Origin of the sequence: Streptomyces sp. NPDC048417, assembly GCF_040651615.1 — a bacterium.
GTDB lineage: Bacteria > Actinomycetota > Actinomycetes > Streptomycetales > Streptomycetaceae > Streptomyces.
Genome location: NZ_JBEZKI010000019.1, coordinates 108,323 through 121,651 on the forward strand (window position 1 = coordinate 108,323; position 13,329 = coordinate 121,651).

At 71.0% G+C, this 13,329-nt stretch carries 13 protein-coding genes; 5 read left to right on the forward strand and 8 right to left on the reverse strand.

Annotated features, from left to right (window positions below; translation table 11 throughout):
• Positions 1–66: 66 nt before the first annotated feature.
• On the forward strand, positions 67–1,386 hold the full coding sequence (locus AB0D59_RS28715) for a serine-threonine protein kinase (protein ID WP_362571183.1): 1,320 nt from the start codon (positions 67–69) through the stop codon (positions 1,384–1,386).
• Between the two features lie 24 nt (positions 1,387–1,410).
• Here AB0D59_RS28715 and AB0D59_RS28720 read toward each other — a convergent pair whose 3' ends face one another.
• On the reverse strand, positions 1,411–4,200 hold the full coding sequence (locus AB0D59_RS28720) for a penicillin acylase family protein (protein ID WP_362571185.1): 2,790 nt from the start codon (positions 4,198–4,200) through the stop codon (positions 1,411–1,413).
• A gap of 268 nt (positions 4,201–4,468) precedes the next feature.
• Here AB0D59_RS28720 and AB0D59_RS28725 point away from each other — a divergent pair, with 268 nt between their 5' ends.
• Complete coding sequence (locus AB0D59_RS28725) at positions 4,469–5,071, forward strand: hypothetical protein (protein WP_362571188.1); 603 nt, start codon at positions 4,469–4,471, stop codon at positions 5,069–5,071.
• Between the two features lie 103 nt (positions 5,072–5,174).
• Here the strand turns inward: AB0D59_RS28725 and soxR are convergent, their stop codons facing one another.
• The gene (gene soxR / locus AB0D59_RS28730) at positions 5,175–5,633 is read right to left on the reverse strand and encodes a redox-sensitive transcriptional activator SoxR (protein ID WP_362571191.1); all 459 of its coding nucleotides are present in this window, start codon (positions 5,631–5,633) and stop codon (positions 5,175–5,177) included.
• Between the two features lie 113 nt (positions 5,634–5,746).
• On the opposite strand from soxR, the gene AB0D59_RS28735 reads away from it, so the two are divergent.
• Entirely contained in the window at positions 5,747–6,208 is a 462-nt protein-coding gene (locus AB0D59_RS28735) for a MaoC family dehydratase (RefSeq protein WP_362571194.1), read from the forward strand.
• Positions 6,209–6,227: 19 nt separating this feature from the next.
• On the opposite strand, the gene AB0D59_RS28740 is transcribed toward AB0D59_RS28735, so the two are convergent.
• The 3 genes from AB0D59_RS28740 to AB0D59_RS28750 all read right to left on the reverse strand — a co-directional run bounded on the left by AB0D59_RS28740 (position 6,228) and on the right by AB0D59_RS28750 (position 8,469).
• Positions 6,228–6,854, reverse strand: coding sequence for a TetR/AcrR family transcriptional regulator (locus AB0D59_RS28740; protein WP_362571197.1), 627 nt, complete (start codon positions 6,852–6,854; stop codon positions 6,228–6,230).
• Between the two features lie 91 nt (positions 6,855–6,945).
• Positions 6,946–7,233: a YiaA/YiaB family inner membrane protein gene (locus AB0D59_RS28745; protein WP_362571199.1), complete on the reverse strand. Its 288-nt coding sequence runs from the start codon at positions 7,231–7,233 to the stop codon at positions 6,946–6,948.
• Between the two features lie 84 nt (positions 7,234–7,317).
• Positions 7,318–8,469 carry an acyl-CoA dehydrogenase family protein gene (locus AB0D59_RS28750; protein WP_362571459.1) on the reverse strand — a complete coding sequence of 384 codons (1,152 nt, stop codon included), beginning with the start codon at positions 8,467–8,469 and terminating at the stop codon, positions 7,318–7,320.
• A gap of 65 nt (positions 8,470–8,534) precedes the next feature.
• Between AB0D59_RS28750 and AB0D59_RS28755 the strand changes: the two genes are divergently transcribed.
• Positions 8,535–9,182 carry a TetR/AcrR family transcriptional regulator gene (locus tag AB0D59_RS28755; RefSeq protein ID WP_362571202.1) on the forward strand — a complete coding sequence of 216 codons (648 nt, stop codon included), beginning with the start codon at positions 8,535–8,537 and terminating at the stop codon, positions 9,180–9,182.
• Positions 9,183–9,268: 86 nt separating this feature from the next.
• Positions 9,269–10,213: a DMT family transporter gene (locus AB0D59_RS28760; protein ID WP_362571205.1), complete on the forward strand. Its 945-nt coding sequence runs from the start codon at positions 9,269–9,271 to the stop codon at positions 10,211–10,213.
• Positions 10,214–10,216: 3 nt separating this feature from the next.
• Here AB0D59_RS28760 and AB0D59_RS28765 read toward each other — a convergent pair whose 3' ends face one another.
• From AB0D59_RS28765 to AB0D59_RS28775, 3 genes are all read right to left on the reverse strand, one after another.
• A complete protein-coding gene (locus tag AB0D59_RS28765) occupies positions 10,217–11,305 on the reverse strand; it encodes a Zn-dependent alcohol dehydrogenase (RefSeq protein ID WP_362571208.1) in 1,089 nt (362 codons plus the stop codon).
• 13 nt (positions 11,306–11,318) lie between these two features.
• Positions 11,319–12,707, reverse strand: coding sequence for an aldehyde dehydrogenase family protein (locus AB0D59_RS28770; RefSeq protein ID WP_362571211.1), 1,389 nt, complete (start codon positions 12,705–12,707; stop codon positions 11,319–11,321).
• Between the two features lie 103 nt (positions 12,708–12,810).
• The gene (locus AB0D59_RS28775; protein WP_362571213.1) at positions 12,811–13,263 is read right to left on the reverse strand and encodes a DUF3574 domain-containing protein; all 453 of its coding nucleotides are present in this window, start codon (positions 13,261–13,263) and stop codon (positions 12,811–12,813) included.
• Between the last annotated feature and the right edge of the window lie 66 nt (positions 13,264–13,329).

Below are 13,329 nucleotides of genomic sequence, written 5' to 3' on the forward strand. Positions count from 1 at the left end.
CCAACCTTGCCCGGCAGCGGGACGATGCGCGCACATCGCACCGGTTCGGGGGACGAGGAGCCTGGCATGGCGGATCCTGGGATGAGCGTGGCTCCCTACTGGGAGCTGACCTTCGACGCCGACGGCGACCCGGACGGCGCCGAACGCGACCGGCTGCTGGGCGAGGTCACGGCTCATGGCGTCCATGACCTGATCGTCTTCGCGCACGGCTGGAACAACGACCGTTCGGACGCGACCTCCCTGTACCGGCGGTTCTTCGCGCCGATCCCGAAGCTCGCGCCGAAGGGGCGGATCGGGTACGTCGGGGTGGTGTGGCCGTCGATGCGGTTCTGCGACGAGCCGATCCCGGACTTCCCGAAGTCCGTGGTGGCCACGGAGGCGGAGGAGAGACCGGCCCCGGTCCTCGACAAGGACACCCGGCACGCGCTCCTCGACACGTTCCCGGGGCGGGCCACCGTGGTCGACCAGATCGCCCGGATGCTGGACCAGCGCCCGGCGAACGAGCTGGCGGAGTTCGGGCGGCTGGTCCGGCTGCTCGTCGAGGTCCTGCCGGGAGGGCCCCAGCCCCTGTTCGCGGCGGACACGCTCGCGGAGGGCGTCCCGCAGAGCGAGCCGGTGCTGTTCACCGGGGACACGACGGCCCTGTGCGCGGAGTTCGCGCAGACGCTGGCCTCCCTTGGGCAGGGCCCCGGCACGGCGGCGTTCGCACTGCCCAACCCCTGGGACGGCGCGAAGGAACTGCTGCGGCAGGCGACGTACTACGCGATGAAGCGGCGCGCCGGGACCGTCGGGGAGCGTGGGCTCGGGCGGGTGGTCGGGCAGTTGGCCGGCGTCGCCCCGCAGCTGCGGGTGCATCTGGTCGGGCACAGCTTCGGCGGCCGGCTGGTGTCGTTCGCGCTGCGCGGGCTGCCGGACGGGGTGCGCACGGTGAAGTCCGTGACGCTGCTGCAAGGAGCCTTCTCGCACTATGCGTTCGCCGCCCGGCTGCCCCACGACGCGCGCGCGGGCGGGGTGCTGCAGGGCCAGGAGAACCGGATCGACGGTCCGCTGGTGTGCTGCTACTCCCGCTTCGACGGGGCGCTCGGCACGGTGTATCCGCTGGCCTCGCGGATGGCGGACGACTGCGAGTCGGTGCTGGGCGTGGACGTGGGCGGGGCGCTGGGCGCCAGGTGGGGTGCGATGGGGCACGACGGGGTGCAGGCGGTGCCGGGCACCCGGTCGCTGGACCTGGCGGCGGCCCTGCGCGGCCCGCTCGCCGCGTCGGGCTGCGTGAACGTCGACGCGGCGGCGGTCGTGAAGAGGGGCGGCCCGCCGGCCGGGGCGCACAGCGACATCGTGCACCCCGAACTGGCGAGGGTGGTGCTGGCGGCGGGGCGCATCGCGTGACCCCGCCGCCGTGGACGTGGCGGCTCAGCGGTGTGACGTGAACTCCACGACCTGCTGGAAGGTCGGGCGGTTCTGCCAGCTGATGTTGTAGTGCTTGATGCCGCCCAGGGTGCGCTGGACGATCGAGTCGGCACACCACTGGTCGCCGGCCGAGCACAGGGAGTCCCCGGGGTAGACCGTGGACGCACTCGCACCGGCCGCCGTCTTCAGCGTGCTGATCAGGACGTCGCGGCAGGCGCTGAGGCTGCCGCCGCCGCAGTACTGCTCGGCCAGCGGCCCGGACACGGTCTGCCCGAGCACCGACCGGATGTCCTTGTCGACATAGCTCCACCAGCCGTACTGGAAGGAGCTTCCCGCGTGCGAGCCGGTGGGCCCGTGGGCGGCCGACGGGGTCTCGTCGATGTACAGGTTGTTGGTGAACGCGGTGTACAGGTCGTCACCGAGGCCGGGCTGGAACTCGGCCTTCACCAGCAGCGGCCACCAGGCGTCCAGGATCCGGACGGCGTCGGCGTTGGCGTAGGTCTTCGAACCGGCCGACGTCTCCGTGCGCTTGCCGCCCGCGGTCAGCCAGGTCTGGAGCTTGGTGACGGCCGCGGCGGCCGTGGAGTCGGTCACCGTACTGCTGTTGATGACCTTCAGCAGGTCCGGCAGCACGTCCTCGGCCCGCAGGTCGGTGAGCGATGCGTCTGCCATGGCCTTGACAAGCGAAGAGCGGGTGACTCCCCCGGCCGCGACGAGTTTCTTCACCCGGTCGTCGAGCAGGTTGCCGCGGTGGACGGAACCGTCACCCCAGCTCGCCGTCGTGTAGTTCAGCGCCTGTTTGTTGTTCCAGGAGATGTAGTAGTCCTGGTCGATGGAGTTGGGGTGTGCGGAGGCCGGGGTGTAGTCGGCCGTGTTGGTGGTCGGGTCCCAGTTCTGCCACTCGTAGGCAGCCTGGCCCCAGACCGGGAACTCGGGGTCGACACCACTCGGGCGCACCGGGTTGTTGCCGCTGTTGTAGTACGCGGTGTGCGAGGAGTCGGCGTAGAACCAGTTGAACGTGAAGTTGATGTGCTGCACCGCGCTCTGGAAGGTCCCCGGGCTCTTCACGTAGTCGGGATCGTTGAGCATCTGGAAGCCGATGATCGAGTCGGCCTCGTGCATGTAGGAGGAGCGCAGGGTGGTGTAGGCGACCTTCTTCCCGCCGACGGTCGCGCGGTATTCGACGGGTCCGTACTTCGTCTTCCACACGCGCATCGTGTACGAGCCGGCGGCCGTGCCGTCGGCGGTCGTCGGCTTCCAGGAGTTCTTCTGCTCGACCTCGTCCATGGCCGTGCAGGTGCCGTGGAACAGGTAGTGGTAGTCGTCCTGGCAGAGCTCGACGGCGTAGCTGTCGATGATGTCCTGGCCGGAGGTGGTGGCGGACCAGGCGTAGTCCTGGCCGCGGCCGAGTTCGACGTACATGCTCAGGCCGGCGAAGGAGGCGCCGCGGGCGCTGATGCCCGGGCCCTGGATCTCCTGGAGCATGAGCAGCTGCGGGGCGAAGTAGCCGGTCTGCGGTCCGAACACGGCGATCGGGTGGCCGCTCGCGGTGTACTTGCCGCTGACGACGAGGGCGTTGGACATCCCGCGCTTGGCCGAACTGAGGGCGGTCGCGGTCGCCGCCGCGGAGGCGGCGGAGGCGCTCTGGTCGGCGCCGGTGCCGGTGGCGTCGTAGACCAGTGGCTCGGTCGTCACCGAACCGGAGTCCGGCAGCGCCTCGCCCTGCGGGTCGGACGGCTTGGTGCCGTACGGGAAGCTCTCGCCGTTGTGGACGGTGAGCGCGGCCTCGGGGTCGTTGCGCTCACGGAAGGACTCCCAGACCTTGGTGCCCTCGGTCACCCCGTACTTCTCCTGGGCGGCGAGCAGTGAGATCGCGTTGTTGACCTCCCCGCCGCCGCCGGAGCCGAACAGCGTGCCGATCACGGAGGCCAGCGCCACCAGGTCGGTGATCTTGAAGTGGTCGATGGTGCCGGCGTTGGTGATCGAGTCCTTGTGACCGGTCAGGACGTACTCGCCGGGGAAGTAACGGCCGCTGTCGGAGGCGTCTATGTAGGAGTTGATGCCGGCGAGGTAGGCGTTGGCGTCGGCGAGGGCCTGCTGGCCGCGGGTGCCGTTGTTGGCGACGGCGTTGTCGATCTGCGCCTGGAGGTCGGCCTCGGTGTACGGGGCGTTGCGGTAGAACTCCTGCTCAAGCCCCTGGTTGGAGGCGACGCCACCGGCGAAGGTGGTGAGCTGGCCGCGGCCGACGTGCCGGAACACGTCCATCAGCCACAGCCGGTCCTCAGCGGCGGCATACCCCGCGCCGAACTCGGTGCCGTATCTGGTGGTACCGGTGATGTGCGGTACGCCCGTCTTCTTGTCGCGGACGATCGTCACGTCACTGCGACCCGCCGGACTCTCCGTGGAGGCGACTTGATCGGACGCGACCCCGAACGACGAGTCGTTGAAGAACGTGTTGATCTTCGCGTCGGTGAGGGTGGAGTAACCCGTGGCCAGGTTGTTGTAGGGGCCGAGCTGGTCCTCGGCGTGGTCGGGCTGGACGCCGAAGGCCTGGTTGAGGAGGACCTGGGCGAGGGTGGCGTTGCCGTTCTCACCGGGCGGCAGGATGTCCGAACACTGGCCGCCGCAGTAGTCGTTGGAGGCGGTGGCCGCCGCGGCCGGTGTCGCCTGGGCCAGCGGGGAGAGCAGACCGGCGACGAGGACGCATACGGATGCCGCTTTCAGGAACCCGGGGAGCTTGCGGGGAGTTCTCAGTTTGTCGAACAACGCGTGATGTCTGGTGCGCCGGGGCATGGCGACTCCTCACGACGGGGGTGGTGCCGGACGTTACCGCCGGTATCCCCGAGATTGAAGATGAACATGCGTCAAGTTTTGGAGTGGTCGCCCGCGTCGGCGGTGTCACCGGCCGTCGGTCAAGGCGGGCGGCCTTATGGACGGCATCGGAAATCGGATGGAGCCGATTCGAGTGTCGATACGTCTATACGGCAACGCCGCGCGAAGTCCGTGCGACGCCGCCGAAGTGACCGAAGTACAGGTGCAGGTGTGACGGAGGTGCAGGGCGATGGCCGGTTTCCGGAGTCTGGCGAGACAGGTGCGAGACCCACGGTGCGATCTGGCGCTACGACGTTATTCGCTGCGCAAGTGCCTGGAGCGGTTCGCCCCTTACGGGCACCGCGCGACCTGGGACCATCTCTGCTCGCGGGCCGGGTTCGGTCCTGAGGACCGGTCCCCCGATCCAGCGCGTCTCGTGGGCGCACTGGAGGAGTTGGAAGAGGCGCGGGCGGTCTGGCTGGCCTACGAGGTCGAGTTCGCCGAGCGCCGCAAGAAGGAGAAGCACGACGGGCTGCGCCGCCCGGGCAGCGTGGACGACTGGCACCGGCTGACCTGGGGCGGATTCGGAGTGGCCTGGTGCGACGACCCACGGGTCCACCCCGACGAACCACTGGCCGAGGTGCTGCGACGGCTGATCGCCGCCCTGGAGCGCGAACCGGGCGCGGTCTGCCCGGTGTGCGCGAGGGAGCGCCTCAACTGGAAGTACGACCTGGACCACGAGCCCTCCGCCGGTCCGGTCTGCGCGGACTGCGGGATTCTGGTGCCGCGTCCGGTGCTCACCCCCGAGGCCCTGGCCTACGCCAGGCGCGGGCGGCTGCTCATGTCGGCCTGACCACATGGGGGTGCGCCGGGGATGCCGCACCCCCCAACTGCCGCAAAGACCGGCCGCTGCCCGTGCCGGCCGCCACCCGCACGCATGCCGTCGCAGGCCAGGATCAGGGACGTTCCGGCAAGAGACGTGAACCCGCCCGGCGTTGGCCGAAGGCGTCGTCCGGGTTGGACAGCACGCAGGTGTCCAGCGAGAGACAGCCGCAGCCGATGCAGTCGGTGAGGTGATCGCGCAGGCGGTTGAGCTGCTTGATGCGTTCGTCCAGTTCGGCCTGCCACGCCTGCGAGAGCCGGGCCCAGTCCTCCCGGGTCGGGGTGCGTTCCTCGGGGAGTTCGCAGAGGGCCTCACGGATGGTGGCCAGGGGGATGCCGACGCGTTGTGCCGCCCGGACGAAGGCCACCCTGCGCAGCGTGTCGCGGGTGTAGCGGCGCTGGTTGCCGGTGGTCCGCCGGCTGCTGATGAGACCCTTGGCCTCGTAGAAGTGGAGCGCGGAGACAGCGGCGCCGCTGCGCGCGGACAACTGGCCGACGCTCAGCTCTTGGATCTTCTCGGGAATCTGCGGCACCCCGCAGAGCCTACCGACCCGTGTGGGCCGCGCTCCGTTGACAGGGAGCCCTCACCCGACCATGCTAAGCAGTTGCTTAGGTATGGACGCGCGACCGCGAGAGGGCCGGGAACATGGCAGAACCGAGGATCTTCACCTCCCCCGACGAGCTGAAGGCGGCCGTGGGCGAGCAGCTGGGCCACACCGACTGGCTGGAGGTCGACCAGAAGCGGATCGATCTGTTCGCGGAGGCGACGGGCGACCACCAGTGGATCCATGTCGACCCGGAGAAGGCGGCCACGGGCCCGTTCGGGACGACCATCGCGCACGGTTACCTGACCCTGTCGCTGCTCCCGCTCTTCGGCCCCCAGCTGATCAAGGTCGAGGGCGTGAAGATGGGCGTGAACTACGGCACCAACAAGGTCCGTTTCCCCGCCCCGGTCCCGGTCGGCTCCCGGCTGCGCGCCACCGCCACGATCACCGACGTGACGGACGTCACGGGCGGCGTCCAGGTGAGCGTCGCCTTCACCGTGGAGCGCGAGGGCGGCGACAAGCCGGTCTGCGTGGCGGAGTCGGTGTCCCGGTACTACCTGTAGGACGACTCGGCCCGCAGGGCTACTTGGTGACTCCCACCATCCGCAGCACGAGGTCGGCGTAGAGCGCGCCGACCTGCTCGGGTGTGCGGGGGCCGTCCACGTTGAACCAGCGGGCGACGTCGATGCAGAGGGAGAGCACCGCGAGGGTGGTGCCGTGGATGTCGATGACGTCGAACTCCCCTGTCTCGACGCCCTCCTGGATGATCCCGCGCACCTCGGCGTCGACCTGGCGGCGCAGCGCGAGGATCTCGGCGCGGGCGTCGGGGCCGAGGGCGTCCAGTTCGTACTGCACCACCCGGGCGGTGGTGCGCCGTCCGGCGTGCCAGCGGACGAAGGAGCTGACGCCGTCCGCCAGCCGCTCGGCGGCGGTGCCCTCGCGCCGGGCCGCCGTCTGGAGAATCTCCAGGGCCTTGTCGTGACCGATGCGGCTGATCCGGTGGAGCAGCTCTTCCTTGGTCTTGTAGTGGATGTAGAGGGCGGCGGGGCTCATACCGGCGCGGCCGGCGATGTCGCGGGTGGTGGTGGCGTGGTAGCCGCGCTCGGCGAAGGCCTCCACGGCGGCGACCAGCAGTCGCCTGGCCGCGTCAGGGGTGACCTCTTCCCACGGCTCGACCTCGCCGCCGGTCGTCTCCTCCGCCGTACTCATCGCTCGCTCGCCCCTCTCGATACCGGAGCTCCACCATACCGCCGAAGCTGAGCGAGCGCTTAGTGTGCCCGCTCAGAGCTTCTCACGCGGCTCAGAGCTTTTCGAAGGGGTCGTGTTCGGCGAGCAGCTTCTCCAGCCGGGCCTGGTCGACGCGGCTGACGATCTGCCCGGCCTCCTGGCGGTCACGGATGACCTTCGCGAGCGTGAAGGCGGAGGTGACGAGGTAGAGGACGGCGATGCCCAGGAAGCCGCGCACCCAGGCGTCGGCGTGCAGCCGGAAGATGCCGATGACGGTGGCCGTCATGGCGATGGCGAAGGAGGCGACGGCCTGACCGTAGAAGGCGGCCGTGTTCTGTTGTCTGACCGGTGAGTCACTCATACGTCGAGGATCGGCGGACGTGGGCCGCGCCACATCCGCCGAAGTACTCACCGGCTACTCAGATCGGCCGCGGGCGCACTCCGCTCAGAACGCCGAAACGCCCGTCAGCGCCCGCCCGATGAGCAGTTTCTGGATCTGGCTGGTGCCCTCGTAGAGGGTCATCACCCGGGCGTCGCGCAGGAGTTTGCCGACCGGGTACTCGTCGATGTAGCCGTAGCCGCCGAAGACCTGGAGGGCGTTGTTGGCGGCGCGCACGGCGGCCTCGGAGGCGAAGAGCTTGGCCTTGGAGGACTCGGTGGCGAACGGCAGGCCGCGGTCGATCAGATCGGCGACCCGCCAGGTCAGCAGCCGGGCAGCGTCCACGTCGACGGCGATGTCGCTGATGAGCTCCTGGACCAGCTGGTGGCCGGCGATCGGCGTGCCGAACTGCTCGCGCTCCCCCGCGTACGCCACGGCCGCGTCCAGTGCCGCCTGGGCTATGCCGACACAGCCGGCGGCGACCGACATCCGCCCCTTGGCCAGCGCCGACATGGCGACCGAGAAGCCCTTGCCCTCGGGTCCGAGCATCGCGGCGGCGGGGACACGGACGTTCTCCAGGACGAGTTCCGCGGTGGCCTGGCCGCGCAGGCCGAGCTTGCCGTGGACGGCACGGCGGGTCAGGCCGGGGGTGTCGGTCGGCACCAGGAAGGCGGAGACGCCCTTGTGGCCGGGCGCGTCGATGGAACGGGCGAAGAGGAGGACCACCTCGGCCCAGGTGCCGTTGGTGATGAACATCTTGGCGCCGTTGACGACATAGTCGTCGCCGTCGCGAACGGCACGGGTGGTGAGGTTGCCCGCGTCGGAGCCGGTGCCGGGTTCGGTGAGGCCGAAGCAGCCCACGTACGCGCCGGAGGTCAGCCCCGGCAGCCAGCGCCGCTTCTGCTCCTCGCTCCCCCAGGCGGCGACGGACTTGGCGACGAGGCCCAGGGAGACCGACACGATTCCGCGCACGGAGGAGTCCCCGCGCCCGAGTTCCTCGGTGACCAGGCAGTACGACAGGTGGTCGCCGCCGGAGCCGCCGTACTCCTCGTCGACGGTCAGACCGAGGAAGCCGACCTCGCCGAGCTTCTTCACGATCCCCCGGTCCACCTCCTCGGCGCGGTCCCAGGCGATCACATGCGGGGCGATCTCGCGCGCGACGAAGTCCCGGGCGAGCTGCCGTACGGCGGTCTGCTCCTCGCTGAGTCCCAGGTCCACCATGCGATCACCCCACATTTAAATTAGCACTGCTAGTTTCTTGGTGCAGCCCTACTATGTGCGCCATGGCCCGACCGCGCAAGCCCCTCCTCAGCACCGACCGGATCGTCCGGGTGGCACGGGAACTCGTGGACGCGGAGGGTCTGGCGGCCGTGTCCACCCGCCGGCTCGCGGCCGAGCTGGGGGTGAGCGGGCCCTCGCTCTACAACCACTTCGCCACCAAGGACGAGATCCTGGAGGCGGTCGCGGACTCGGTGAGCGCCCAGGTCGACCTGTCGATGTTCGAGGGCGGCGACGGGCGGGACTGGCGGACCGCGCTGCACGACTGGGCGGTGTCGTACCGGGCCGCACTCCGCGACCACCCGAACATCGTCCCGGTCCTGGCCCGGGGCCCCGGCCGGCGCCCCGCCGGGCTACGGCTCGCGGACGCGGTCTACGGCGGGATGGTGGACGCGGGATGGCCGCCGGCGCAGGCGACGTCGATCGGGGCGCTGATGCGGTACTTCGTCATGGGGTCGGCACTGGGGTCGTTCGCCGGGGGGTTCGTGGACGACGCCAGTGCCTACGATCCGGCCGACTACCCCCATCTCGGGCAGGCGCATCTGCTGGCGGAACAACAGGAGAAGATCGACGAGCGGGCGTTCGAGACGGGGTTGCAGGCCTTGCTGGATGGGTTGCAGGAGCAATTCACGAAGGTGGCGCAGAGCGCGTAGCGCCACCCCGCCCCCGTCACCGCTCACCACCACCCCGTCCGAAATCCGCGAGCCCCCGAGCGCCCCCTCTCCCTACCCTCGGTGTCATGACCGATCGCGCCGCCCCCGCCAGCCGTCCGCTGCTCCCCGTCCTCGCCGCCGCCGTCACCGTCGTGCTGTGGGCCTCCGCCTTCGTGGCCATCCGGAGTGCGGGTGGCTCCTACTCCCCCGGCGCCCTCGCCCTCGGCCGGCTGTTCTCCGGCTCCCTCGCGCTCGGGCTGCTCTGTCTCGTGCGGCGCGAGGGGCTGCCGCCCCGGTCCGCCTGGCGGGGTATCGGGATATCCGGCGTGCTGTGGTTCGGCTTCTACATGGTCGCCCTGAACTGGGGCGAGCAGCAGGTGGACGCGGGGACGGCCGCCCTCGTGGTGAACGTCGGCCCCTTGCTGATCGCCCTGCTGGGGGCCCGGCTGCTCGGCGACCCCATGCCGCCCCGGCTGCTCGCGGGGATGGCGGTGTCGTTCGCGGGTGCCGTGACCGTGGGACTGTCGATGGCCGACGGGGGCGGCTCCTCGGTGCTGGGCGTGATGCTGTGCCTGCTCGCGGCGGTCGCCTACGCGGCCGGCGTGGTCTCCCAGAAGCCCGCCCTGGCCCGGGCGAGCGCGCTCCAGGTGACGACGTACGGGTGTCTCGTCGGCACCGTGGCCTGTCTGCCGTTCGCCGGGCAGCTGGTGCACCAGGTCGCCGGCGCGCCGCTGTCCGCGACCCTCGACATGGTGTATCTCGGTGTCTTCCCGACCGCGCTCGCCTTCACGACCTGGGCGTACGCCCTCGCCCGGACCACCGCGAGCCGGATGGGCGCGACGACGTACGCCGTGCCGGCGCTGGTCGTGCTGATGTCCTGGCTGGCCCTCGGCGAGGTGCCGGGGCCGGTCACCCTGGTGGGCGGGGTGCTGTGCCTGGCCGGTGTGGCGGTGTCCCGGTCGCGAGCGCGGACGCGGGCTCCTCGTGGTGTGCCGGCGGCCGGGGAGCCGCACTCCGAACAGGTGCCGTGAGGGTCAGAAGACGACCAGCGCCCGGCCGCCCTTGCCCGCCAGCATGTTCTCGAACGCCGCGGGAATGCCGTCCAGGGCGATCCGTTCCGTCACCAGCATGCCCAGGTCCAGGCGGCCGGCCCGGACGTGTTCGGCGAGCACCGGCAGGTCGCGGGCCGGGTCCGAGTTGCCGTAGACGCAGCCGGAGAGGGTGCGGCCCCAGTGGAAGAGCTCCAGGGCGTTGAAGGTGACCTGCTCGCTCTTGCCACCGATGCCGACCACCGTCGTACGACCGCCCCGGCGGGTGGAGTCCCAGGCCGCGCGGATGCTGACCGCGCGGCCGGCGCACTCCACGGAGACGTCGACGCCCTGTTTGCCGGTGAGGGCGCGGATCGCGCGGGGGGTGGTGACGGAGGCGACCACGTAGTCGGTGGCGCCGGCGGCCCGGGCCAGCTCCTCCTTCTCCGCGGAGACGTCCACCGCGACGATCCGGGACGCGCCCGCGATCCGGGCCGCCTGTACGGTGGCCAGGCCCACCCCGCCGACGCCGAACACCGCGACGGTCTCGCCCTCTTGGACCCGCGCCGAGTTGTGGACGGCGCCGTAGCCCGTGAGCACCGCACAGCCGAGGAGGGCCGCGTCGGTGAGCGGGATGCCGTCGGGGAGGGCGAGGACGCAGGACTCGGCGACCACCGTCTCCTCGGCGAACGCGGCCACGTTCAGGCCGGGGTGCAGGTCGGTGCCGTCCGCCGTACGGGCGTAGACGTCGGCGGCGCCGGCCAGCGCGTCGGCGCACAGCCAGACCTCGCCGAGGGAGCAGGCGTGGCACCTTCCGCAGGAGGGGGCCCAGTTGAGGACGACCTGGTCACCGGGTGACAGCCGGGTGACGCCCTCCCCGACGGCGACCACCGTGCCCGCGCCCTCGTGGCCGAGGACCGCCGGGACCGGCACCCGCATGGTGCCGTCGGACAGGGAGAGGTCGGAGTGGCAGACACCGGCGGCGGCGAGACGGATCCGGACCTGGCCGGGGCCGGGGTCCGGGAGGTCGATCTCGGTGACCGCGAGCGGGGCGCCCACGGCGGGCAGTACGGCGGCTCGGACTGTGGCAGCCATCAGAGCAACCTCCTCAGAACTGAAGGGACTTGGTCTGGAGGTACTCGGCGAGGCCGTGCGCGCCGAGTTCCCGGCCGACGCCCGACTGCTTGTAACCGCCGAACGGCGCCAGGGGGTTGAAGCGGCCGCCGTTGATGTCGACCTGCCCGGTCTCCATGCGCCGGGCGAAGGCCACCGCCTCCGCCTCGTCCCCGGCCCAGACGGCGCCCGCGAGCCCGTAGACCGTGCCGTTGGCGATCCGGAGCGCGTCCTCCTCGTCCACGTACCGCAGGATCGACAGCACCGGGCCGAAGATCTCCTCCTGCGCGATCGTCATCTCGGGGGTGACGTCGGCGAACACGGTCGGGCTGACGTAATAGCCCTGTTCGCGCGGGGACTCGGGCCCGCCGGCGACCAGCCGGGCGCCCTCCGCGAGGCCCTTCTCGATGTAACCGCGCACCCGCGCCCGCTGCTTGGCGCTGACGACCGGGCCGATCCGTTCGCCGTACTTGGCGGCGGCCGTCGCCGCCAGCTCCACCGCCTCCGCGTACTGCTCGGTGTGCACCAGCATCCGCGTCCAGGCGCTGCACGTCTGGCCGGAGTTGGACATCACGTTGGCCACCCCGACGTTGACGGCCTTGGCGAGATCGGCGCTCGGCAGGATGACGTTGGCGGACTTGCCGCCCAGTTCGAGGGCCACCTTCTTCACGGCCGCGCCGGCCACCGCGCCGATCTGCCTGCCGACGGCCGTGGAGCCGGTGAAGGAGACCAGATCGACACCCGGGTGCTCGGCGAGGGCCTGCCCGGCGACCGGCCCCAGGCCGGTGACCAGGTTGAACACACCGGCCGGGAAGCCCGCCGCGGCCACCGCCTCCGCGAACAGCTGGGCGGTGAGCGGGGTGTCCTCGGCGGGTTTGAGTACGACCGTGCAGCCGGCGGCGAACGCCGGGGCGACCTTGGCGACGATCTGGTGCAGCGGGTAGTTCCAGGGCGTGATCGCACCGACCACGCCGACCGGCTCCTGATGGACGGCCGAGTTGCCGACCTTCTCCTCGAAGGGATGGGTCGCGGCCAGCTCGGCGTACGAGCCGGCGACCGCGATCGGCACCCCGGCGTGCACGGCCTGCGAGAACTGCGGCGGCGAGCCCAGCTCCGCGGTGACCGTCTCGGCGATCTCGTCCTTGCGGGCCGCCAGGACGTCGCGGAGCGCGCCGAGCCGGGCGGCCCGCTCGGCGGGCGGGGTGGCGGCCCAGGCCGGGAGGGCGGCACGGGCGGCGCGCACGGCGGTGTCGACGTCCAGCGCCCCGCCCGCCGGGACCCGGCCGATGACCTGCTCGTCGACCGGGTTCACGACCTCGATCACGTCCTGGCTCTCGGCGGCGCGCCAGGCGCCGTCGATGTACAGGCCCTCGTGTGCCTTCATGCTGCTTCCTCCCGGCGGGGCTGGGTCCCCGGCCTCACAAACTAGCGGCGATAGTTTTTCGGCGCCAGAGATCGGTGCCGCAGACACGTGCGTGACAGGACCATCAGAAGTCGACCTGGGCGCGTTCGTCCACCCGCCCCACACTCTCCTGCGCGAAGGCCTTCTCGTAGGCCCGCCGGATCTCCTCGATCTTCCGGTCGCCGCCCTTCGCCGCCGACTCCGGATACAGCAGGATCAGCTCGTACGACCGCTCCTTCTCGATCGTGCCGTGCGCGTCCCGCCACTGCCCGCGCCCGCTCTGCACGGTGAGCCCGTCGGGGAAGTCGGGAGTGACCTCCTTGTCGACGAAGGCCGCGAACTGCCGGTCGGTGACGGCCAGTCCGTCGTCCGGTCGCGCGGTACCGAAGAACAGCCGGGTCTCCACGTAGGCCTTTCCGCGCGTCGGCGCGGCCGGGGGCCGGTCGTCGGCCAGCGCGGTGTACGCGGCAGGCGTACCGGCGAGCAGAACTCCGGCCAGCGCAAGGGCCGACCGGTTACGGAGGGAATGAGTGTGCATGCCCCCTTCCTACGGGTTCCGCCCCTCCCAGGTCGCCGATTCCCACCGGGTTCACTCGTCCAGGTC